The organism is Lysobacter koreensis, from assembly GCF_042677045.1.
In the GTDB taxonomy this organism is placed as follows: domain Bacteria; phylum Pseudomonadota; class Gammaproteobacteria; order Xanthomonadales; family Xanthomonadaceae; genus Lysobacter_K; species Lysobacter_K koreensis.
Map to the genome: position 1 here is coordinate 577,586 of NZ_JBHTIH010000003.1, position 22,350 is coordinate 599,935.

18 protein-coding genes and 1 riboswitch are annotated in these 22,350 nt (G+C 69.2%); of the genes, 8 read left to right on the forward strand and 10 right to left on the reverse strand.

Annotated elements, in window-relative coordinates:
- Window positions 1–29 precede the first annotated feature (29 nt).
- From ACFQZQ_RS07990 to ACFQZQ_RS08010, 5 genes are read right to left on the reverse strand one after another with little or no spacing between them, the layout of a single operon-like run.
- Window positions 30–779 carry a sulfite exporter TauE/SafE family protein gene (locus tag ACFQZQ_RS07990; RefSeq protein WP_386812224.1) on the reverse strand — a complete coding sequence of 250 codons (750 nt, stop codon included), beginning with the start codon at window positions 777–779 and terminating at the stop codon, window positions 30–32.
- On the reverse strand, window positions 776–1,192 hold the full coding sequence (locus tag ACFQZQ_RS07995; RefSeq protein ID WP_386812225.1) for a DUF6691 family protein: 417 nt from the start codon (window positions 1,190–1,192) through the stop codon (window positions 776–778). The genes ACFQZQ_RS07990 and ACFQZQ_RS07995 overlap by 4 nt, the downstream gene beginning before the upstream one ends.
- Window positions 1,189–1,644: a YeeE/YedE family protein gene (locus ACFQZQ_RS08000; RefSeq protein WP_386812226.1), complete on the reverse strand. Its 456-nt coding sequence runs from the start codon at window positions 1,642–1,644 to the stop codon at window positions 1,189–1,191. Before ACFQZQ_RS08000 ends, ACFQZQ_RS07995 begins: the two co-directional genes overlap by 4 nt.
- A gap of 36 nt (window positions 1,645–1,680) precedes the next feature.
- Entirely contained in the window at window positions 1,681–2,526 is an 846-nt protein-coding gene (locus ACFQZQ_RS08005) for an MBL fold metallo-hydrolase (RefSeq protein ID WP_386812227.1), read from the reverse strand.
- Window positions 2,527–2,573: 47 nt separating this feature from the next.
- Window positions 2,574–3,434 carry a S1/P1 nuclease gene (locus ACFQZQ_RS08010; RefSeq protein WP_386812228.1) on the reverse strand — a complete coding sequence of 287 codons (861 nt, stop codon included), beginning with the start codon at window positions 3,432–3,434 and terminating at the stop codon, window positions 2,574–2,576.
- Window positions 3,435–3,524: 90 nt separating this feature from the next.
- On the opposite strand from ACFQZQ_RS08010, the gene gap reads away from it, so the two are divergent.
- Window positions 3,525–4,529, forward strand: a complete 1,005-nt coding sequence (gap, locus tag ACFQZQ_RS08015) for a type I glyceraldehyde-3-phosphate dehydrogenase (RefSeq protein ID WP_386812229.1) — start codon at window positions 3,525–3,527, stop codon at window positions 4,527–4,529.
- A 108-nt stretch (window positions 4,530–4,637) separates the two neighbouring features.
- Window positions 4,638–6,380 carry a diguanylate cyclase gene (locus tag ACFQZQ_RS08020; RefSeq protein ID WP_386812230.1) on the forward strand — a complete coding sequence of 581 codons (1,743 nt, stop codon included), beginning with the start codon at window positions 4,638–4,640 and terminating at the stop codon, window positions 6,378–6,380.
- 112 nt (window positions 6,381–6,492) lie between these two features.
- Here ACFQZQ_RS08020 and ACFQZQ_RS08025 read toward each other — a convergent pair whose 3' ends face one another.
- Window positions 6,493–7,506, reverse strand: coding sequence for a ribonucleotide-diphosphate reductase subunit beta (locus ACFQZQ_RS08025; RefSeq protein ID WP_386812231.1), 1,014 nt, complete (start codon window positions 7,504–7,506; stop codon window positions 6,493–6,495).
- Window positions 7,507–7,694: 188 nt separating this feature from the next.
- The gene (locus ACFQZQ_RS08030; RefSeq protein WP_386812571.1) at window positions 7,695–10,064 is read right to left on the reverse strand and encodes a ribonucleoside-diphosphate reductase subunit alpha; all 2,370 of its coding nucleotides are present in this window, start codon (window positions 10,062–10,064) and stop codon (window positions 7,695–7,697) included.
- 384 nt (window positions 10,065–10,448) lie between these two features.
- Window positions 10,449–10,688, reverse strand: a riboswitch (cobalamin riboswitch).
- Between the two features lie 290 nt (window positions 10,689–10,978).
- Here ACFQZQ_RS08030 and ACFQZQ_RS08035 point away from each other — a divergent pair.
- Entirely contained in the window at window positions 10,979–12,154 is a 1,176-nt protein-coding gene (locus tag ACFQZQ_RS08035; protein ID WP_386812232.1) for a phosphoglycerate kinase, read from the forward strand.
- Between the two features lie 3 nt (window positions 12,155–12,157).
- Complete coding sequence (locus tag ACFQZQ_RS08040) at window positions 12,158–12,808, forward strand: HAD-IA family hydrolase (RefSeq protein ID WP_386812233.1); 651 nt, start codon at window positions 12,158–12,160, stop codon at window positions 12,806–12,808.
- Here the strand turns inward: ACFQZQ_RS08040 and ACFQZQ_RS08045 are convergent.
- Entirely contained in the window at window positions 12,805–13,419 is a 615-nt protein-coding gene (locus ACFQZQ_RS08045; protein ID WP_386812234.1) for a GNAT family N-acetyltransferase, read from the reverse strand. The genes ACFQZQ_RS08040 and ACFQZQ_RS08045 overlap by 4 nt on opposite strands.
- Before the next feature lie 63 nt (window positions 13,420–13,482).
- On the opposite strand from ACFQZQ_RS08045, the gene pyk reads away from it, so the two are divergent.
- Complete coding sequence (pyk, locus tag ACFQZQ_RS08050; protein WP_386812235.1) at window positions 13,483–14,949, forward strand: pyruvate kinase; 1,467 nt, start codon at window positions 13,483–13,485, stop codon at window positions 14,947–14,949.
- A gap of 157 nt (window positions 14,950–15,106) precedes the next feature.
- A complete protein-coding gene (locus tag ACFQZQ_RS08055; protein ID WP_386812236.1) occupies window positions 15,107–16,117 on the forward strand; it encodes a class I fructose-bisphosphate aldolase in 1,011 nt (336 codons plus the stop codon).
- 68 nt (window positions 16,118–16,185) lie between these two features.
- Here the strand turns inward: ACFQZQ_RS08055 and ACFQZQ_RS08060 are convergent, their stop codons facing one another.
- Together ACFQZQ_RS08060 and cysK are read right to left on the reverse strand one after the other, a co-directional pair.
- On the reverse strand, window positions 16,186–16,734 hold the full coding sequence (locus ACFQZQ_RS08060; RefSeq protein WP_386812572.1) for an O-acetyl-ADP-ribose deacetylase: 549 nt from the start codon (window positions 16,732–16,734) through the stop codon (window positions 16,186–16,188).
- Window positions 16,735–16,849: 115 nt separating this feature from the next.
- The gene (cysK, locus tag ACFQZQ_RS08065; RefSeq protein WP_386812237.1) at window positions 16,850–17,803 is read right to left on the reverse strand and encodes a cysteine synthase A; all 954 of its coding nucleotides are present in this window, start codon (window positions 17,801–17,803) and stop codon (window positions 16,850–16,852) included.
- 293 nt (window positions 17,804–18,096) lie between these two features.
- Between cysK and ACFQZQ_RS08070 the strand changes: the two genes are divergently transcribed.
- The gene (locus tag ACFQZQ_RS08070; RefSeq protein ID WP_386812238.1) at window positions 18,097–19,185 is read left to right on the forward strand and encodes an efflux RND transporter periplasmic adaptor subunit; all 1,089 of its coding nucleotides are present in this window, start codon (window positions 18,097–18,099) and stop codon (window positions 19,183–19,185) included.
- A 4-nt stretch (window positions 19,186–19,189) separates the two neighbouring features.
- A complete protein-coding gene (locus ACFQZQ_RS08075; protein ID WP_386812239.1) occupies window positions 19,190–22,324 on the forward strand; it encodes an efflux RND transporter permease subunit in 3,135 nt (1,044 codons plus the stop codon).
- The last annotated feature ends 26 nt before the right edge of the window (window positions 22,325–22,350 follow it).

Below are 22,350 nucleotides of genomic sequence, written 5' to 3' on the forward strand. Positions count from 1 at the left end.
CGTGCCGGCGCCGACCTGCCGGGTTCGCCTCAGGCAAGGATCAGCTTTCCCGCCGCGATCAGCAGCACCACGCCCAGCGCGTAGCGCAGCGTCTTCACTGGCAGCCACTTCAGGCCTAGCTGGGTGCCGATCAACGCGCCGATCGCGACCGCGCCCAGCCACAGCGGCAGCGCGGTCGGCAGGGTGCCGGTGGCATGCAGCAGGCCGGCCAGGCCGGTGACCGAGTTGATCCAGACGAATGCGACCGAGGTGCCGCTGGCCTCGCGGGTCGGCATCCAGTGCGCGAACAGCAGCAAGGGCGTGAGGAAGATCGCGCCGCCGGTGCCGGTCAGGCCGGACAGGATCCCGATGCCGGCGCCGATCAGAAGGCCCGGCAACCACGGCACGCGACGGCCGACGGCCTCGGCGTCCTCGCGTTCGGCGCGCGCGGCGTGGTGGAACACGCCGGCCGCCGCGACCAGCAGCACCAGGCCAAGCAGCAGCGAATAGCTTTCCTTCGGCAGCTTGATCTGCGCGGCGAAGAACGCCGCCGGCGCCGAGGCCAGCACGAACGGCAGCACGTTGCGCCAGCGCACGTGGCCGCTGCGCCAGAAGCGGAACAGGCCGATGCCGCCGACCAGCAGGTTCAGCGCGAGCGCGGTCGGGCGCATCTGCTCGGGCGCGAAGCCGAGCAGCGCCATCGACGCGATGTAGCCGCTGGCGCCGGCATGGCCGACTGACGAGTAGAGAACGGCGACGGCCAGGAACAGCCCCGCGAGCAGGAGTTCGGTCTCGCTCAAGCGCGAGTCTCCAGCAGGCGCACGAGTTGCGAGCCAACCAGCAGCGCGGCGACGAACATCACCGGTTCCAGTGACCCGTGCGCGAGATTCGCCAGCGCCGGCCCCGGACAGTAGCCGGCGATGCCCCAGCCGATCCCGAACAAGGCGCTGCCGCCGAGCAGGCGCGCGTCGATGCGCGTGCTCGGCGCCGCCGGCAGGGCCGCACCGCCGAGCGCGCGGCCGCGCCGCCTCAACCAGGCGTAGCCGGGCACCGAGACCGCGAGCGCGCCGCCCATCACCAGCGCCAGCGAGGGGTCCCACTGGCCGGCAAGGTCGAGGAAGTTCAGCACCTTGGCCGGATCGGTCATGCCCGACACCGCCAGGCCGAGCCCGAACAGCACGCCGGCGATCGTGGCCAGGGCGAGCCGCTTCATGCCAGCACCGCCAGCGCGTGGCGCAGCACGTAGACGGTGAGGAAGCCGAAGCCCATGAACACCGCCACCGCCACCAGCGAGCGCTTCGACCACCGCGACAGGCCGCAGATGCCGTGGCCGCTGGTGCAGCCACTGCCCAGGCGCGTGCCGGCGCCGACCAGCAGCCCGCCCGCGACCAGCCACGGCAACGGGAAGCCCTCGCGGGGTGCGACGCCGGCGAACGCGAACCAGGCGCCTGCAGCGACGACCAGGCCGAACAGGAAGGCGATGCGCCAGCCACGCTCGCCGCGTGACTGCCGCGCGTCGCCGGCGCCGGGTTCGCCCTCGATGGCGCTGTTGAGGATGCCGCTGATGCCGGCGATGCGGCCCAGCGTGGCGAGCAGCACGGTGGCGGCCAGCCCGATCAGGGCGCCGCCGAGCAGCGCGGAGACAGGGGTGAAGGCGGTCGGCATGCGCGGGCTCTGCGGTGCGGTCGGGCGTAAGCCGGGCTAGCGGCCGGCGCCGTTGGGCGCTGGCGGGATCGCGCCGGCGCGCAGGTTCGCGCGCAGCGCGGGCGTCATCAACGCCGGCGGCGCGAGGGTGGCGTCGCGGGCGCTGCGCATGGCGACGAACTCGGCTTCGCTGACGCCTTCGCGCAGGTGGATGTTGCCGCGCTTCTGCTCGCCGATCGTGGTCGCGCAGCGCGGCTCGCGCGCGTGTTCGCCGTCCTTGATGCCGTAGTCGTGGCAGACGAATACCCGGGTCGCGTCGGGCAGGCCGTACAGGCGCTGGATCGAACGGTACAGCTGGCCGGCGTCGCCGCCGGGAAAGTCGCAGCGCGCGCTGCCGGCGTCGGGCAGGAACAGCGAATCGCCGGTGAACAGCGCGTCGCCAATCAAATACGCGAGGCTGTCGCGGGTGTGGCCGGGCACCGCGATCACGCGCGCGGGCACGGTGCCGATGCGGAACACGTCGTCGTCGTGAAACAGGTGGTCGAACTGGCTGCCGTCGGTCGGCATCCCGTCGAGGCCGAGCGTCGGCGCGAGCGTGCGCTGCACCGCGCGGATGCCGTGGCCGATCGCGACGCGTGCCTGCGGCAGCTGCGTCTTCAGCCACTGCGCGGACGAGAGGTGGTCGGCGTGGGCGTGGGTTTCCAGCAGCCACTGCACGTCGAGGTGGCGCTCGCGCACTTCATCGAGCAGCGCCTGCGCCGACCCCGTGCTGGCGCGCCCCGTGGCCGCGTCGAAGTCGAGCACCGGGTCGATGATCGCCGCCTGCGCGGTGCCGGTGTCGCTGACGATGTAGCTCCAAGTGCCGGTGCCGGCATGGTGGAACGGCTGTACGTGCAGGGACATGGCGCAATGGTCCGGGTGGGTGGCAGGTGGATGGAGGCGCGTGCCGGTCAGCGCCCGAGCGTCTCGTTGAGCAGTGCCGCGAGCCGGTACGCGCCCTGGCGCACCCGTTGCTCGGCCAGCGGCCGCATTGCATCGAGGTAGGCGCGGTCGAGCTTGTGGCCGGGCGGGTACAGCCCGCGCGCGTCGACCAGGCGGCAGGACTCGCCGGCCCAGGCGACTGGCGCGCTGAGCGGGGTGGTCAGCGGCGGCCACGGCTGCGCGTCGAGGCGGTCGGCATACGGCTGCAGCGCCGCACCGTTGGTACCGAAGCCGGCCGAGCCGAGGATGTAGAAGTCCCACACCGAGTGCAGGTTGGTGCCCATCACGCCGTCGACGTAGTGCTTGCGCGCGTAAGGCTCGGGCTGCAGGTCGGTGCGCAGGCTGACCTGGAAGTCGTTGCCGCCCTTGTCGGGCTGGTGGTTGGCGTGCATCGGCTGGTGCACGTCGCCGACGAAATGGACCAGGAACTTCAGCGCGTCGCGGCGCGCGGCCAGCGGCTGGCTACGGTCGGCAAGGACCCGGCGCTGGGTCTCGATCGCGCCGATGACGCAGGCGCCGTCGGGGCAGTCGCGCGCCGGCTCGAACTGGCAGCTGCCCTGGGTGCCGACGTAGTGCCAGCGCGAGGTCGCCTTGAAGCGCGGCGGGTCGTTGTCGCGCAGGTGGTCGGCCCACATCGCGACCCCGGCCAGGGTCGGGGCCGGCTCGCCGGCGAGCAGGGCGGCGACCTGGGCCTGGGCGGCGGGGTGGAGGTGGCGCTGGGCGAGCTCGCCGACCAGGCGGTGGCCCAGGGCGCTCCAGGCGAAGGCGGGCGCGGCCGGCAGCAGCAGGGCCGGGAGGAGCAGGACGGCGGTCAGCAGGAGGCGGCGCATGGTCTGGGACTCTCGCGGGTGCTCGGGGAGGGGATGCGGGCTAAAATAGCGGTCTTTCCCGTCTTCCGCTTGCCCAGGAGTCCCCGCAACATGGCGATCAAGGTTGGTATCAATGGTTTCGGCCGCATCGGGCGCAACGTGCTGCGCTCGGCCGTGCAGAACTTCGGCAACGACATCGAGATCGTCGCCATCAACGACCTGCTGGAGCCGGAATACCTGGCCTACATGCTGCAGTACGACTCGGTGCACGGCCGCTTCGACGGCGAGGTCAAGGTCGACGGCAGCAACATCATCGTCAACGGCAAGAAGATCCGCCTGACCCAGGAACGCGACCCGGCCAACCTGAAGTGGGACGAGGTCGGTGCCGAAGTCGTGATCGAGTCGACCGGCCTGTTCCTCGACAAGGCCACCGCGCAGAAGCACCTCGATGCGGGCGCGAAGAAGGTGATCCTGTCGGCGCCGTCGAAGGACGACACGCCGATGTTCGTCTATGGCGTCAACGACAAGACCTACAAGGGCGAGGCGATCATCTCCAACGCGTCGTGCACCACCAACTGCCTGGCGCCGCTGGCCAAGGTGCTCAACGACAAGTGGGGCATCAAGCGCGGCCTGATGACCACCGTGCACGCCGCCACCGCCACCCAGAAGACCGTCGACGGCCCGAGCAACAAGGACTGGCGCGGCGGCCGCGGCATCCTCGAGAACATCATTCCCTCCAGCACCGGCGCGGCCAAGGCCGTCGGTGTGGTGATCCCGGAGCTCAACAAGAAGCTGACCGGCATGAGCTTCCGCGTGCCGACCTCGGACGTGTCGGTGGTCGACCTGACCGTCGAGCTGGTCAAGGACGCGACCTACGCCGAGATCTGCGCCGAGATGAAGGCGCAGTCCGAAGGTCCGCTCAAGGGCATCCTGGGCTACACCGAGGACAAGGTGGTCGCCACCGATTTCCGCGGCGACACCCGCACCTCGATCTTCGACGCTGACGCCGGCATCGCCCTCGACGGTACCTTCGTCAAGCTGGTCAGCTGGTACGACAACGAGTGGGGCTACTCGAACAAGTGCCTGGAAATGGTCAAGGTGGTCGCGGCGAACTAGGGGGCGCCCCGACCGGCGGACGAGCGCGGTCGTGCGCGCCTTGATGGCGCTTGCCCGCCGGCCGGTGGGGCAGTAGCTTCGATCCATGCGAAGCGCTGGACCCATGGCATGACCGAATCCGCGATGAGGCCGGCGTCGCTACGTCGCCAGTTCGCGAAGGTGATGTTGCTCGGCGTCCTGGTGCCGGCGCTGCTGCTGATTGCAGGCCTGGTGTGGCTAAACCTGGCCAAGGAGCGCGCAGGCGCGGAAATGCGCACCGCCTCGGTAGCGGTATCGACCGCCCGCGAGGTTGACGACTTCATCGCGGTGCACCGGGCCGCCGTCAACGTCCTCGCCCAGCGCCGCAGCGCCGAAGGCAGCGCCCGCGACCCGGCACGCTGGTCGGCCGATCTTGCCCGCGTGCGCACCAACTATCCCGGATTCGTGACCATGCTGGTCACCGACGCACGGGGCGTCGTCCGCGCCAGCGATCCGCCGCTCGCCATGCCCCTGGCGACCGTGCGCAGCGTCGCCGACCGGGCCTACTTCCGGGAGCCGAAACGAACCGGTCGCGCGTACGTGTCCGATGCCTTCCGCGGTCGCTCGCAGGGTACTGATCCGCTGATCGCGATTTCCGCGCCGCTGCAGGATGCCGGCGGGTTCGCTGGCGTGGTGGAGGGATCGATCCGCACCGATACGATCGCCGCGCAACGGATCCAGGCCCTGCAGGGCCGCGGCTATGAGGTGCTGCTGCTCGATGGCACGGGCCACGTAATCCTGGCCAGTGACGGGGTGCCGCTGGAACCGCTCGCCTCGCTGGTCGGCACGGGTTTAGAACCGATGCTGGGTGCGCGGGATCTCGTGCCGCCTACTCGCCTCGGTCTGCTGCAGGGAGTATTGCGCCACGACGGTGATGCCTATGCCGCCAGGGCCGTGCTGGCGTCGGGATGGCAGCTGTTCGTGCTGGTGCCCAAGCGCCTGCTCGATGCGGAAGTACGGGGGAGGATACTGGCGCCGATGGTCCTGCTGCTGCTGTTCGTGCTCGGCGTGAGCGTTGCATCGTGGTTGCAGATGCATTCGCTGCAGGCAGGCATCGGCGGGCTGCTCCAGACGCTGCAGGGGTTCGCGCTCGGCGGGACATTGACCCGACACGATGCGCGTGGGATGCCGACGGAACTGCAGCCGATCGTGTCGGGGATCCACCAGCTCGGCGATCGGCTCAATAGCGCGTATGCGGATCTCAAGCAGGCGCTGGACAGGCAAAGCGAACTGGCCGCATCGCTGCGCACGGTTGTGGCCACGCGCGAACGCGAGATTGCCGAGCGGACCGAGGAACTGAGCGGCGCCGTCGCCGAACTCGACCGCATCAGCCGCACCGACGAACTCACCGGCTGCCTGAACTACCGTGGCTACCGGGAGACCGCGACCGGCCTGTGGGAACAATCCATGCGGCAGGGACAATCGCTGTCAGTGCTGGCGATGGACATCGATTTCTTCAAGTCCTACAACGACCGTTACGGCCACCCGGCGGGCGACAACGCCTTGCGCCGTTTCGCCGGTGCGGTCCGCAGTTCGCTCTACCGCGGCAGCGATACGCTGGTGCGGACCGGCGGCGAGGAGTTCGTCGTGTTCCTGCCCGATACCTCGCTGGAGCAGGCCACGGAGGTAGCGGACCGGATCCGGGCCAGCGTGGCGGGGGCGGCGATCGTCCACGAGGAGTCACCGGGCGGGATGCTCACCGTGAGCATTGGCGTCGCCACCCGCGAGGGCGGCGATGGCGATGATCTGGAGGCGATGCTGCGGCGAGCCGACCGGGCGCTGTACCAGGCCAAGCACTCCGGTCGCGATCGCGTGTCCACCGTGCGCAGTTAGCCCGATGCGGATGCATCGCCGACCCGGCACCAGCGTGGGCACAACCGGGGGTTGATCCGGGACATCCCAGTGCCGTGTATCCGACGCCGCAGCTTTCGTCGATCGCGATCGCTCAAAACGCCGCATCGAACGCGACCTCGCCCTGCACGCCGACTTGGTAGGCCGACACGCGCCGCTCGAAGAAGTTGGTGACCTCCTGCACGTCCTGCAGGTCCATGAAACCGAACGGGTTGCTTGAACCGAAGTGCTTGGGCATGCCCAGCTGCGCCATGCGCTGGTCGGCGACGTACTCCAGGTACTGGCGCATGTCCTTGATCGACAGCCCGACCACGCCGCCGGACAGCACGTCGTGGGCGAACAGCGTCTCGCAGTCGACCGCTTCCTCGAACATCGCCACCACCTGCGCCTTGAGCTCGTCGTCGAACAAGTCGGGCTCCTCCTCGCGCGCGGTGCGGATCACCTCGAACGCGAACGCCATGTGCCCGCTCTCGTCGCGGAACACCCAGTTGGTGCCCGAGGCCAGGCCGTTGAGCAGGCCACGCGAGCGCAGGTAGTAGACGTAGGCGAACGCGGCGAAGAAGAACAAGCCCTCAATGCAGCCGGCGAAGCAGACCAGGTTGAGCAGGAACTGGCGGCGCTGTTCGCGCGTCTCGATGCGCGTGAGGCCCTGCAACGAGTCGATCCACTTGAAGCAGAACTCGGCCTTGGCGCGGATCGAGGGGATGTTCTCGATCGCGTCGAAAGCCTTGGCGCGCGCGGCCGGGTCGGGCAGGTAGCTGTCCAGCAGGGTGAGGTAGAACTGCACGTGCAGCGCTTCCTCGTACAGCTGCCGCGACAGGTACATGCGCGCCTCGGGCGCGTTGATGTGCTGGTACAGGTTCAGCACCAGGTTGTTGGACACGATCGAATCGCCGGTGGCGAAGAACGCGACCAGGCGCTCGACAAGATGGCGTTCGGCCGTGCCGAACTTGTGCTTGAGGTCGTTGATGTCGAGCGAGAAATCGACCTCCTCGACGGTCCAGGTGTTGCGGATCGCATCCCGGTACATCTCGTAGAACTGCGGGTAGCGCATCGGCCGCAGGGTGAGGTCGAAGCCGGGGTCGAGGAGGTGGGCGGGCTGGGTCATATCAGGTTCCGAAGATGGCCGGAATTGCGGGGACTGAGGCTCCTGCTCCCTCCCTTGCGTAGCAGGGGAGGGCTGGGGAGGGGTGCTGTTGCTGTTGCTGTTGCGGTTGCTGGTCAAGACCAACGGCAACAGCCAAAGCACCCCCTCCCAACCTCCCCCTGCTTCGCAAGGGGAGGGGCTGGACGCGGCTACTGGCAGGCTTCGCAGCTCTCGGGGCTTTCCAGCGAGCAGGCGATGGCATCGCCAGTACTGACCGGTGCGGCGGTCGCGGCAGAGCCGACGGTGGTCTTGGCGATCTTCGTCGCCGGACGCGAGCGCAGGTAATAGGTCGTCTTCAACCCGCGTTTCCACGCGTACATGTACATCGACGACAGCTGGCCGATGTTCGGGCTCTCGATGAACAGGTTGAGCGACTGGCTCTGGTCGATGAACGCGCCGCGCTCGGCGGCCATGTCGATCAGCGAGCGCATCGGCACCTCCCAGACCGTGCGGTACACCTGGCGCAGCAACTCGGGGATCTCGGCGATGCCCTGGATCGAGCCTTCGGCGAGCTTGATGCGGTCGCGCAACTCCGGCGTCCACAGCCCGAGTTGCTTGAGCTCGTCGGCGAGGTAGCGGTTCACGACCAGGAAATCGCCCGACAGCGTCTCGCGCTTGAACAGGTTGCTGACCTGCGGCTCGATGCACTCGTAGCAGCCGGCGATCGAGGCGATGGTCGCGGTCGGTGCGATCGCGATCAGCAGCGAATTGCGCAGGCCGTGCTCGGCGATGCGCTGGCGCAGGCCGTCCCAGCGCTCGGCCTGCGCCGGCACCACACCCCAGGCCTCGAACTGCAGCTCGCCGTGCGCGGCGCGGGTGTCGCCGAAGCTCGGGTGCTTGCCGTGCTCGATCGCCAGTTCGTTGGAGGCCGACAGCGCATGGAAGTAGATGCTTTCTGCGATCTCGCGCGAGAGCCGGCGCGCGGCTTCCGAATCGAACGGCAGGCGCAGCTTGAAGAACACGTCCTGCAGGCCCATGGTCCCGAGTCCGACCGGGCGCCAGCGCAGGTTGGCGCGGCGCGCGGTCTCGATCGGGTAGAAGTTCAGATCGATCACGCGGTCGAGCTGGCGCACGGCCAGGCGCACGGTCTCGGCGAGCTTGTCGAAGTCGAAGCGACCCGCCTCGCCGTGCACCAGGCCTTCCGAAAACAGCTCGACGTGATGCGACAGGTTGATCGAGCCCAGGTTGCACACCGCCGTCTCGTCCTGCGAGGTGACCTCGAGGATCTCGGTGCACAGGTTCGACAGGTGGATGACGTTGTCGGCGCGCAGGGTCTGGTTCGACGCGCGGTTGCACTTGTCCTTGAAGTTCATCCAGCCGTTGCCGGTCTGCGCCAGGGTGCGCATCATCCGCCCGTACAGCTCGCGCGCCTTGACCTGCTTGTGGGCGAGGCCGGCGGCTTCGGCCGCGGCGTAGGCGCGCTCGAACGCCTCGCCGTACAGGTCGGTCAGCTGCGGCGCCCCCGCTTTCATCAGCGTGGCCGGGTCGAACAGCGACCACTCGGCATCCGCCTCGACCCGGCGCATGAACTCGTCCGGGATCCAGTTGGCGAGGTTGAGGTTGTGGGTGCGACGCGCCTCGTCGCCGGTGTTGTCGCGCAGTTCGAGGAACTCCTCGATGTCGGCGTGCCACGGCTCCAGGTAGACGCAGGCCGCGCCCTTGCGCTTGCCGCCCTGGTTGACCGCGGCGACCGAGGCGTCGAGCGTCTTCAGCCACGGCACGATGCCGTTGCTCAGGCCGTTGGTGCTGCGGATCAGCGAACCGCGCGAGCGGATGCGGGTGTAGCCCAGGCCGATGCCGCCGCTGAACTTGCTGAGCTTGGCCACGTCCATGTAGCGCTTGTAGATGCTCTCCAGCGAATCCTCGGGCGAGTCGAGCAGGAAGCAGCTCGACAACTGCTCGTGGGTGGTGCCGGCGTTGAACAGGGTCGGCGAGCTCGGCAGGTAGTCGAGCATGGCCATGCGCCGGTACAGCGCCAGCGCGTCGCCGATGTCCTCGCTCAGCGCGCAGGCGATGCGCAGGAAGAACTGCTGCGGGGTCTCGATCACGGTGCGCGCGGTCGGGTGGCGCAAGAGATAGCGGTCGTACAGCGTGCGCAGGCCGAAGTAATCGAAGCGGGTGTTGAGCGAGTCGTCGATCGCGTCGTTGAGCTTGCGCGCATTGGCCTGCACGAAGCCGAGCAGGCGGTCGTTGATCAGGCCCAGTTCGTGGCCGCGCACCACCGATTGCGAGAACGCGTGGATCTCGATGCCGGCGACTTCCTTTTCGATCACGTTGCCGAGCAGGCGCGCGGCGAGGCGACCGTACTCGGGCTCCTCGGCGGTCAGCAGTGCGGCGGTGCGGATCGACAGCTCGTCGAGCTCGCGCGTGCTCGCGCCGTCGTACAGGCCGGAAATGGTGCGCGTGGCGACGCGCATCGGGTCGACGGCGTGCAGGCCGTCGCAGGTGCGGGTCACCGCGCGGACGATCTTGTTGAGGTCGACCGGCTCGCGACGGCCGCTGCGCTTGGTCACGCTCATGGTCAGGTTGGCGGCGGGCGGGGTCAGCGCGAACCCGGGCGCGGGACGCGGCTGCGCGTGCGCTTCGGGAACGAACGAGGGGCTTTGGGCGGGCGTGTCGACCGCGAGGGCGTCGGAAGAAATGTTCATGGCAAGGCTCCAGTGCATGGCGCACGGCTCGCAACCCTTCCCCTCGAAGGGCTGCGCACGGGAGCGACGACGCACCGTCGGCAAGACCGCATGCGCGGCGCCGACGGCACGGCCACGCCCCCGCGGGCGCGGAATCTGGAGGGTGGAATGCGGGTGTCGCTGAGCCGGAGACTGCGGCGGACCCGCCGGCACGCCGACGCGGAGCGACACCGACCGTCTTCCCCCGAAGATTCCCTGGCCGGTCACCGCGCGGTGTGCATCGCGCGGCTGTCGGCAGGTCTTCGGACTCGGGACGTGACAGCCACGTTCGTGGTGTCGCCTACCGGGGGTCGCTTCCCGGGCGCGAGGCGCGCCCAGTGCAATGACCACCTTCGTTTCCCATACCGCTGCGGGGCAGTGCCGGCCTTGGACGCGGCATTCTGGTGAATGCATGTCCGCACCGAGCTTCCCTTTTCAGCCGACCGCAAAGCCGGCACCGACGGCCACAACATAGCGCGTATTTTTCTTTCGTCAACGCTAAATGTTGGGTTTTGCTCGGAGGCCCATCGCCACCGCGATTTGCCGCGAAGCGGCGCGGACGGGACAATGCGCGGCCATGGCGCGGCGGCCCCAGATGGCTCCCCTTGCCCGTCATTCCTGCGAAAGCAGGAATCCAGCGACTTCGACGCAATCGCGAACGTCACTGGATCCCCGATTTCGATTGAATAAGTCCACTCGGACGCGGGGATGACGACGCTCTGAAACGCCTGCGCCGCATTCCAAACACTTCCACTCAAGGCCACCCCATGACCATCGTCCGCATGACCGACCTCGATCTCGCCGGCAAGCGCGTGCTGATCCGCGAAGACCTCAACGTGCCCATCGAGGCCGGCCGCATCACCTCCGAGCAGCGCATCACCGCGGCGCTGCCGACGATGCAGCTGGCGCTGGCGAAGGGCGCGGCGGTGATGGTGACTTCGCACCTGGGCCGGCCGAAGGAAGGCGTGTGGAGCCAGGCCGATTCGCTGGCACCGGTCGCCGCGCGCTTGTCGGAACTGCTCGGCATCGAGGTGCCGCTGGTCAAGGATTGGGTCAAGGGCGTCGAGGTGCTGCCGGGCCAGCTGCTGCTGCTCGAGAACTGCCGCATGAACGTCGGCGAGGGCAAGGACGATGAAACCCTGTCGAAGCAGTACGCCTCGCTGTGCGACGTGTTCGTCATGGACGCGTTCGGCACCGCGCATCGCGCCCAGGCCTCCACCCATGGCGTGATCCGCCACGCAAAGGTCGCCGCCGGCGGTCCGCTGCTGATGGCCGAACTCGACGCGCTGGGCAAGGCGCTCGACGCCCCGGCACGGCCGCTGCTGGCGATCGTCGCCGGCTCCAAGGTCTCGACCAAGCTCGAGCTGCTGTCGTCGCTGGTGTCCAAGGTCGACCAGCTGATCGTCGGCGGCGGCATCGCCAACACCTTCATCGCCGCGATGGGGCATTCGGTGGGCAAGTCGCTGGTCGAGATGGACCTGGTCGACACCGCGAAGCAGATCATGCGCGATGCCCAGGCGCGCGGCGCCGACATTCCGGTGCCGACCGACGTGGTGGTCGCGCCAACCTTCGCCGCCGACGCCCCGGCCACGGTCAAGGCCGTCGATGCGGTCGGCGCCGATGACATGATCCTCGACATCGGCCCGGATACCGCCGCGCGCTACGCCGGGCTGATCAAGGCCGCCGGCACCGTGGTCTGGAACGGCCCGGTCGGCGTGTTCGAATTCGACGCGTTCGGCGGCGGCACCGAAACCCTGGCGCGCGCGATCGCGGCGTCGAAGGCGTTCTCGATCGCCGGCGGCGGCGATACCCTCGCTGCGGTCGACAAGTACGGCATCGCCGGGGACGTCAGCTACATCTCCACCGGCGGCGGTGCGTTCCTCGAATTCCTGGAAGGCAAGGAACTGCCGGCGGTCAGCGCGCTCAAGCAACGGGCCGGCTGAGTGATGCGGCCCGCGCGCGCCACGCTGTTCTTCGACCTCGACGGCACCCTGATCGATTCGGCGATCGGCATCACCCGCTGCGTCGCGCATGCGTTGACCCAGATGGCACACCCGGTGCCGCCGCAGGACGAGCTGCGGCGCTGGATCGGACCGTCGCTGCGCACCAGCTTTTCGCCGCTGCTGCGCGATCCGGTGCGGGTCGAGCAGGCCGTCGATCACTACCGCGACCGTTTCGAGACCCACGGCTGGGCCGAGCACGAGGTGTATCCCGGCATCGGCGACACCGTCGAGGCCCTGCATGCGGATGGTTACCGGCTCGCGGTCGTGACCGCTAAGAACGAGCCGCACGCGCGCAAGATCGTCGAACACTTGCCGTTCGGTCGGCGCTTCGACGACGTGATCGGCGCCACCGCCGATGGCCGCCTCAGCGACAAGCCCGAGCTGATCGCCGAGGCGCTGCAACGTCTCGGTTTGCAGGCGGACGAGTGCTGGATGATCGGTGACCGCCACATGGACATCGACGGCGCGCGCCACCACGGCATGCGCAACATCGGCGTGCTGTGGGGTTTCGGCGGCGAGGCCGAGTTGCGCGGTGCCGGGGCCGACCATCTGGCGGCCGCGCCCGCGGAACTGCCGGTGTTGCTGGCCGCCTAGCCGCCCTGGCGCGCGCGCCAGTCGCGCGCGAGCAGGCCATAGATCGCCGAATCCTGCAGCTCGCCAGCCACCAGCCAGCGCTCGCGCAGCAATCCTTCGCGCACGAAGCCAAAACGTTCGACCAGTGCGCACGAGGCGGCGTTGCGCGGGTCGACGTCGGCCTCGACGCGGCGCAGTCCCAGTCCGTCGAACGCGTGGGCCAGTGCCAGTTGCAGCGCCTCCCGCGCGAGCCCGCGGCCCCAGCGGTCGGAGCGCAACGAATAGCCGACCTCGGCGCGTCCCTGGGCGCGGTCGATCGAGAACAGGGTCACGCCGCCGACCAGGCGGTCGTCGCCGCGCTCGGCGATCGCCCAGCACAGCAACCGCCGGGGATCGCGGCCCGACATCGCGTTGGCGAGGCGGTCCTGCGCCTGCGCCAGCTCCGTCCACGCCGGAAAGCTCCAGTAGCGCATCACCTGCGGGTCCGAATGCACCGCATACAGGTCATGCAGGTCGTCTTCGCGGAAGCCGCGCAGGCGGATGCGCTCGCCGTCCAGCACCGGCAGGTCATCCAGCACGCTCGCGGTGTCTTGCGTCGAGGTGGGTGCAGCGTCGTCGCCTGCCATCGTCATGGGTGGGCAATCCTGGGTGCTCGGGAGCTGTGCTAGCGTTCATTGCACTCTAGGAAGTCTGCCATGCCGACACCGCTTCGCCGTACCAAGATCCTCGCCACCCTCGGCCCGGCCACCGATGTGCCGGGAGTGCTCGATGCGCTGCTGACCGCCGGGGTCGACGTGGTCCGCCTCAACTTCTCGCACGGCGATCCCGCCTCGCAGGTCGCGCGTGCCAACGCGGTGCGCGAGGCCGCGCTGCGCGTCGGTCGTGAGGTCGGCATCCTCGCCGACCTGCCGGGGCCGAAGATCCGCATCGAGCGCTTCGCCGAAGGCCGGGTCGAACTCAAGGCCGGCGATCGCTTCGACCTGGTCGCGCGCAGCGACGCGCCCTTGGGCACGACGCGCGAGGTCGGGGTCAGCTACCTCGGCCTGCCCGGCGACGTGCAGGCCGGCGACACCCTGCTGCTCGACGACGGCATGATGCAGCTGCGCGTGGATGCGGTCGAAGGCGAGCGCATCATCAGCACCGTGCTCAACGACGGCGCCTTGTCCGACCGCAAGGGGTTGAACAAGCAAGGCGGCGGGCTGTCGCTGGGCGCGCTCACCGAGCGCGACAAGGAACTGATCGTGGTCGCCGCGCAGATCGGCGTCGACTTCATCGCCGTGTCGTTCTGCCGCACCGCACAGGACATGCACGACGCCCGCGCGATCGCCCGCGCCGCCGGCAGCGATGCGGCGCTGGTGTCGAAGATCGAACGCGCCGAGGCGATCGAGAACCTGGTCGAGATCGTGGAAGCCAGCGACGTGGTGATGGTCGCGCGCGGCGACCTCGGCGTGGAGATCGGCGATGCCGAACTACCCGGCCTGCAGAAGAAGATCATCCGCGAATCGCTGGCGCAGAACCGGGTGGTGATTACCGCCACCCAGATGCTGCAGTCCATGGTCGAAAGCCCGATCCCGACCCGCGCGGAGGTGCTCGACGTGGCCAATGCGGTGATCGACGGCACCGACGCGGTGATGCTGTCGCAGGAGTCCGCGGCCGGCAAATACCCGGTCAAGGCGGTCGAGGCGATGTCGCGCATCTGCCTGGGCGCCGAACGCCAGTTCGAGATGGACACCGATTTCGAGAAGGCGCCGCGCAACCTGCAGCGCGCCGACCAGGCGATCGCGATGGCGGCGATGTTCCTATCCGAGCACATCGGCGTCGGCGCGATCGTGGCGATGACCGAGTCCGGCGGCACCGCGCGCTTCCTGTCGCGGTTCCGCTCGAGCGCGCCGATCTACGCGTTCTCGCGCCACGACGGCGCGCGCCGGCGCATGGCGCTGATCCGCGACGTGTTTCCGATCGACTTCGACAGCCGCGGCATGGCCTCGCGCGACGCCGCCCGCAACACCATCCGCCACCTGTTCGACGCCGGCCAACTGTCCGCCGGCGAGCGCGTGATCTTCACCAGCGGCGACACCATGGAACAGCACGGCGCGACCAACACGCTGCGGTTGTTGCAGGTGGGCGCAAACGGCTGCGCCGAGGGGCTGGGGGAGTTGTGAGGCGTAGGGCGGGTTTCAACCCGCCGCTTGGGTGGCTCGGCCAACGGCGGCGGGTTAAAACCCGCCCTACGGTTTCGTAAGCCACTGTTTCGCATGGCCTCGGTCGGTGGAGGCGGGCTATAATCGCCGGCTTCCCACCCGCACTCGCAGGACACCCATGAGCATCGAACAGCTTGCCGAAACCGCCCAGGCCATGGTCGCCGCGGGCAAGGGCATCATCGCGATCGACGAATCCAACGCCACCATCGCCAAGCGCTTTGCCGGTGTGGGCATCGAGAACAGCGAAGAAAACCGCCGCGCCTACCGTGAGTTGCTGCTGGGCACGCCGAAGCTGGGCGACTACATCTCCGGCGCGATCCTGTTCGACGAGACCATCCGCCAGTCGACCAAGGCCGGCGTGCCGTTCACCAAGCTGATGATAGACAACGGCATCATCCCGGGCATCAAGGTCGACAAGGGCCCGCAGCCGCTGGCCGGTTGCCCGGGCGAAGTGGTGACCGAGGGCCTCGACGGCCTGCGCGATCGCCTGGCCGAGTACTACAAGCTCGGTGCGCGCTTCGCCAAGTGGCGCGCGGTGATCAACATCGGCGACGACATCCCGTCGGGCACCTGCATCGAGGCCAACAGCCACGCGTTGGCGCGCTACGCCGCGCTGTGCCAGGAGCAGGGCCTGGTGCCGATGGTGGAGCCGGAAGTGATCATGGACGGCAGCCACGACATCGACACCTGCTTCGAGGTGACCGAGGTCGTGCTGCGCTCGCTGTTCGGTTCGCTGTACGAGCACAACGTGGTGCTCGAGGGCACGATCCTGAAGGCGTCGATGGTGCTGCCGGGCACCCACAGCGGCGAGAAGGCCAGCGTCGAGGAAGTCGCCGCGGCCACGCTGCAGGTGCTCAAGTCGACCGTGCCGGCGACGCTGCCGGGCATCGTGTTCCTGTCGGGCGGCCAGTCCGACGAGGACGCGACCGCGCACCTCAACGCGATGAACCTGGCCGGCCCGCACCCATGGCCGCTGTCGTTCTCGTACGGACGCGCGATGCAGTCCGCGGCGCTGAAGCTGTGGTCGCAGGACCTGGTCAACAACGTCGCCAAGGCGCAGCAGACCGTGTTTGCGCGCGCGCGCGACAACGGCCTGGCGGCGCTGGGGCAGTGGCAGTCGGCGGCGTAAGCCACCAAAGCCCTCTCCCGACGGGAGAAGCAGAAAGAACGCCGGCTCCGTGCCGGCGTTTTTTTTGGTCAGCCGGCCAGCTCTTGCCGGTAAAGCTCGGCCATCGCGGCATCGAAGCAGCAGAAGATCACCCGCTGCGGCAGCGCGTTCTCCGCTTGCCAGGCGCGCACTTCCTCGACCGCGAGCGGCACCGCCTGTTCGGGCGGATAGCCGTAAGCCCCGCAACTGATCGCCGGGAATGCGATCGACGCCAGTCGCTTGTCGGCCGCCAGCTGCAGGCTGGCGTGGTAGCAGCTGGCCAGCAGCTCGGCTTCGCCGCTGTCGCCGCCGCGCCAGACCGGGCCGACGGCGTGGATGACGTGCGGCGCATGCAGGCGGTGGCCACCGGTGAGGCGCGCCTCGCCGGTCGGGCAGCGCACCCCGGGCCGGATTTCCGGCAAGGCCCGGCATTCGGCGAGCAACTTGGCGCCGGCCCCGCGGTGGATCGCAGCGTCGACACCGCCACCGCCCAGCAGCGACTCGTTGGCGGCATTGACGAGGGCATCGACCGCGAGCGTGGTGATGCTCGCCTGCACGACCTCGATCCGCGACCGCTGCGGCGCGTCGTCCGATGCGATCGAACCGAACCGGGCGGGGGAAGGAGGGTAGTGGTCGGATCGCACGCGATGTCCCTATCCCGTCGACGCGGGGCGGCGGCTGCAGGGCCGGATGACAAGGCTTACGGCGATGCGGCTACAACCCGGCCAGCCACTCGTCATCGGAACCTTCGTTGACGCCCTCGAACAGGAAGGTGCTGAGGTAGCGCTCGCCGGTGTCGGGCAGCATCGCCAGGATCACGTCGCCGTCGTTTGCGGCCTTGGCGACCTCGAGTGCGGCCGCGACCGTGGCGCCGGCGGAGATGCCGACGAAGACGCCTTCCTCGCTGGCCAGCCGGCGCGCGGTGTCGCGCGCGAGCACGTCGTCGACCAGCACGATCGCGTCGGCGGCGTCGCGGTTGAGCACCTCGGGAATGAAGTCCGGGGTCCAGCCCTGGATCTTGTGCGGCACGAATTCGTTGCCGCTGAGCAGCGCGGCGCCGGCGGGCTCGCAGGTGGTCACCCGCACTTCCGGGCGCGCGACCTTCAGCACCTCGCCGACCCCGGTCAGGGTGCCGCCGGTGCCCCAACCGGTGACGAAGTGGTCGAGCCGGCGGCCGGCGAAGTCGCGCAGGATCTCCGCGGCGGTCGTCTGCCGGTGGTAGGCCGGGTTGGCCGGGTTGGCGAACTGGCGGGCGAGGAACCAGCCGTGCTGCTTCGCCAGTGCCTCAGCGCGCCGCACCATGCCGCTGCCGCGTTCGGCCGCGGGGGTCAGGATCACCTTGGCCCCGTACGCGCGCATCAGCTTGCGGCGCTCGATCGAGAACGTCTCCGACATGGTCGCGACGAACTTGTAGCCGCGCGCGGCGCAGACCATTGCCAGGGCGACGCCGGTGTTGCCCGAGGTCGCCTCGACCACGGTATCGCCGGGCTTGAGCAAGCCTTTTGCTTCGGCGTCGAGGATGATCGCGATCGCGAGGCGGTCCTTGACCGAGCCGCCGGGATTGAACGATTCGACCTTGGCGTACAGCGTGACGCGCGCCGGGGCGAGGCGCTGCAGGCGCACGACCGGGGTGTGGCCGATGGTGTCGAGGATGCTGTCGTGGATCATGCGGGCGGACTCCGGCGGGGGACGGAAGATCGGCGCGGCGTGCCCGCGAGCCAGGCACGCCGGAACCGCAGAGTGCGCCCGGCAAGCGGCCGCTGTCGAGTCGTGCCGCAACACGCGTTCGTGCAGCCGGCCTTCGCCCAGCTTGCCTTGCTGCAACCGGCGTTCTTGCCGCGCGGGGGCATGGGCTTTGCCGGAAAGGCCCGCAAGCTCGCCGGTCAACCAAAGCCGCACGTGGCCGTTACCTGCGGACGGCTAGACTGCTGGCCCTGTTCCCCTTGCCGAGCCTAGAACGCATGCGAATTCCGACCGCCCGCCCCGCCGCCCTCCTGCTGGTGCTGGCTGGGGTGCTGGGGCTGGCCGGCTGCGGCAACGAGGCGGCGCCACGGCAGGCCGGCGGCGATCGGCCGGTGCCGGTGACCACCGCGCTGCTGCGGCCGCAGGCCTGGAGCGACACCGTGCAGGCGCTGGGCACGGTCAAGGCGCGCGAGTCGGTGACGGTCACCGCCAAGGTCAGCGAGACCGTGCAGCGCGTGCACTTCGACAGCGGCGACGTGGTCGCGGCCGGCGCGCCGCTGATCACCCTGAGCGGGCAGGCGCAGCAGGCCGCGCTGGTCGAGGCACAGGCGTCGGCGAACGAGGCCGACCGCCTGTACCGGCGCCAGAGCGAGCTAGCCGCGCAGCAGCTGATTGCCCGCTCGCAGCTCGACACCCAGCGCGCCACCCGCGATGCCGCGCGCGCGCGGGTTGCGCAGATGCGGGCCGAGATCGGCGACCGCACCATCCGCGCGCCGTTCGCCGGCGTGCTCGGCCTGCGCCAGGTCAGCCCCGGTTCGCTGGTCACGCCGGGCACCGCGATCGCGACCCTCGACGACACCGCGCGCGTGTTCGTCGACTTCCCGGTTCCGGAGGCCCTGCTTGCCAACATCGCGCCGGGCCAGCAACTGGCCGGTAGCAGCGCCGCGTACCCCGGGCGTACATTCGACGGCACCGTCAGCACCATCGACGCCCGCATCGACGAAGCCACGCGGGCACTGACCGTGCGCGGCGATTTCGCCAACACCGACCGCGCGCTGCGCCCGGGCATGCTGCTGCAGGTGACGCTGTCGCGGCCGGAGCGGCAGGCGCTGCTGCTGCCGGAAATCGCGGTGGTGCAGGTGGGCAACGACTCGTACGTGTTCAAGGTCAAGGGCGACGGCAGCGTCGAGCGCGCCGACGTCAGGATCGGCACGCGCCGCGACGGCCTGGCCGAGGTCCTGGAGGGACTGAAGGCGGGCGACAAGATCGTCATCGACGGCACCGGCAAGCTGCGCCCGGGCAGCAAGATCATCGAGGGCGGTGCGAAGCCCGCCGCGGCGGCGAAGTCCGGCGCCAAGCGCGGCTGACGCCATGAACATCTCCGACCTCTCGATCAAGCGCCCGGTGTTCGCCACCGTGATGAGCCTGCTGCTGATCGTGCTCGGGGTGATGGCGTTCTCGCGCCTGACCCTGCGCGAGCTGCCGGCGATCGACCCGCCGGTGGTGTCGGTCGATGTCAGCTACCCAGGCGCCTCGGCGGCGGTGGTCGAGACCCGCATCACCCAGGTGCTGGAGGACGCGTTGTCGGGCATCGAGGGCATCGAGACGATCGAGTCGCGCAGCGTCAACGGCCGTTCCTCGATCAGCATCGAGTTCACCCTCGCGCGCGAGATCGAGGCCGCCGCCAACGACGTGCGCGATGCGGTCAGCCGCGTCAGCAACCGCCTGCCCGACGAGGCCGACCCGCCGCAGGTCGAGAAGGTTGAGAGCGATTCGGAAGTCGTGCTGTGGCTCAACATGAGCTCCACGCAGATGGACACGCTGCAGCTCACCGACTACGCCGACCGCTACGTGGTCGACCGCCTGTCCAGCATCGACGGCGTCGCGCAGGTGCGGATCGGTGGCCAGCAGCGCTATGCGATGCGGGTCTGGCTGGATCGCGACGCGCTCGCCGCGCGCGGCATCACCGTCAACGAGGTCGAGGCCGCGTTGCGCGCCGAGAACGTCGAGCTGCCGGCCGGCCGCATCGAGTCCGACGCGCGCGATTTTACCCTGCGCGTCGCGCGCGGCTACGAGAAGCCGGCCGATTTCGCCCAGATCCCGCTGGCCAAGGGTACCGACGGCTATGTCGTGCGCCTGGGCGACGTGGCCAAGGTCGAACTGGCCTCGGCCGAGCGCCGCGCCTACTACCGCAGCAACGGCGAGCCGAACATCGGCCTGGGCATCGTCAAGACCTCGACCGCGAACAGCCTCGACGTTGCCCTGGCTGCACGCGCCGAAGCCGAGCGCATCCAGCCGACGCTGCCCGCGGGCAGCAACATCTTCGTCGCGTTCGACACCACGGTGTTCATCGAATCGGCGGTGGCGCGCGTGTACGAGACGCTGTTCGAGGCGATCGCGCTGGTGCTGATCGTGATCTGGCTGTTCCTGGGCAGCTTCCGCGCCGCGCTGATCCCGGCGCTGACGGTGCCGGTGTGCCTGGTCGCCGCGTTCATCCCGCTCTACGCCTTCGGCTTCTCGATCAACCTGATGACGCTGCTGGCGCTGGTGCTGTGCATCGGTTTGGTGGTCGACGACGCGATCGTGGTGCTGGAGAACATCCAGCGCCGCGCCGACCTGGGCGAACCCCGGCTGGTGGCGGCCAGGCGCGGCACCAAGCAGGTCGCGTTCGCGGTGATCGCAACCACCGCGGTGCTGGTCGCGGTGTTCCTGCCGGTCGGCTTCATGGAAGGCAACACCGGGCGACTGTTCCGCGAGCTGTCGGTAGCGCTGGCCGGCGCGGTGGCGATCTCGGCGTTCGTGGCGCTGACCCTGACGCCGATGATGTCGTCCAAGCTGGTGCGCCCTCACAGCGAGGAGAAATCCAACCGCGTCAACCGCTGGGTCAACGCGCGGCTCGACGGCATCGGCGTGCGCTACCGGCGCTTTCTTGACGGCAGCGTCAACCGGCCGTGGCTGTTCGGGCTGCTGATGCTGGGCTCGATCGCGTTGAGTTTCGGCCTGTTCAAGCTGGTGCCGTCCGAACTCGCGCCGCCGGAGGACCGCGGCGCGTTTTTCGTCTCGGTGGTCGGCCCGGAAGGCGCCGGCTACGACTACACCGTCAAGCAGATCCAGCAGGTCGAGCAGGTGCTGGCCAAGCACCAGGGCGATGAAACCTCCGGAAAACCCATCCAGCGCGCCAACACGCGCGTGCCCGGCGGCTTCGGCGCCAGCGAGGAGATGCACACCGGCCAGGTGATCGTGTTCCTGCAGGACTGGGACAAGCGCGAGGCGAGCACCAACGACGTCGTCGACAGCCTGCGCGGCGAGCTTGGCCAGCTGACCGGCGTGCGCGCCAACCCGCAGGTGCGTACCGGCTTGGTGCGCAGCCGAGGCCAGCCGCTGCAGATCGTGCTCGGCGGCCCGGACTACGCCGAGCTTGCGCAGTGGCGCGACAAGCTGCTGGCGCGGATGGAGCAGAACCCGCAGCTGTTCTCGGTCGACTCCGACTACAAGGAAACGCGGCCGCAGATGCGCGTGCAGATCGATCGCCAGCGCGCATCGGACCTGGGCGTGAGCGTGTCCGACATCGGCCAGGCGCTGGAGACGATGATGGGCTCGCGCCGCGTCACCACCTTCGTGCAGGACGGAGAGGAGTACGACGTGATCGTGCAGGCCGACAAGGCCGGGCGCGGCACGCCGGCCGACCTCGCGGCGATCCAGGTGCGCACCCGCGACGGCGGACTGGTGCCGCTGTCGAACCTGGTCACGCTCAACGAACTGGCCGAGCCGGGCAGCCTCAACCGCTTCAACCGCCTGCGTGCGATCACCATCAGCGCCGCCCTGGTGCCGGGCTACCGCATGGGCGACGCGATCGCCTGGGCCAACGAGGTCATCGCCGAGGAATTGCCCGAGCACGCGCAGATCGACTGGAAGGGCGAGTCGCGCGAGTACCAGGCGGCGGGCGGCGCGATCCTGCTGACCTTCACGCTCGCGCTGCTGATCGTGTACTTGGTGCTGGCGGCGCAGTTCGAGAGCTTCATCCACCCGTTCGTGATCATGCTTACCGTGCCGCTGGGCGTGCTCGGGGCGCTGATCGGGCTGGCCTTGACCGGCGGCACACTCAACCTGTTCAGCCAGATCGGGATCGTGATGCTGGTTGGGCTGGCGGCAAAGAACGGGATTCTTATTGTCGAGTTCGCCAACCAGCTGCGCGACGAGGGCCGCAACATCCACGACGCGATCGTGGAGGCGTCGGCGGTGCGGCTGCGGCCGATCCTGATGACCTCCATAGCAACAGTGGTCGGCGCGCTGCCGCTGGTGCTGGCCGGCGGGCCGGGCTCGGCCAGCCGCGCCACGATCGGCGTGGTGGTGATCTTCGGCGTATCGTTCTCGACCCTGCTGTCGCTGTTCGTGGTGCCCGCGTTCTACGTGCTGCTGGCGAAGTACACGCGTTCGCCCGATGCGGTGAAGCACGAACTCGAGAAGCTCGAATCGATCACCCCGCAAGCTGGCGGTCACGCCTGACCTCGCCGCCCAGCCGCCATCGCCTG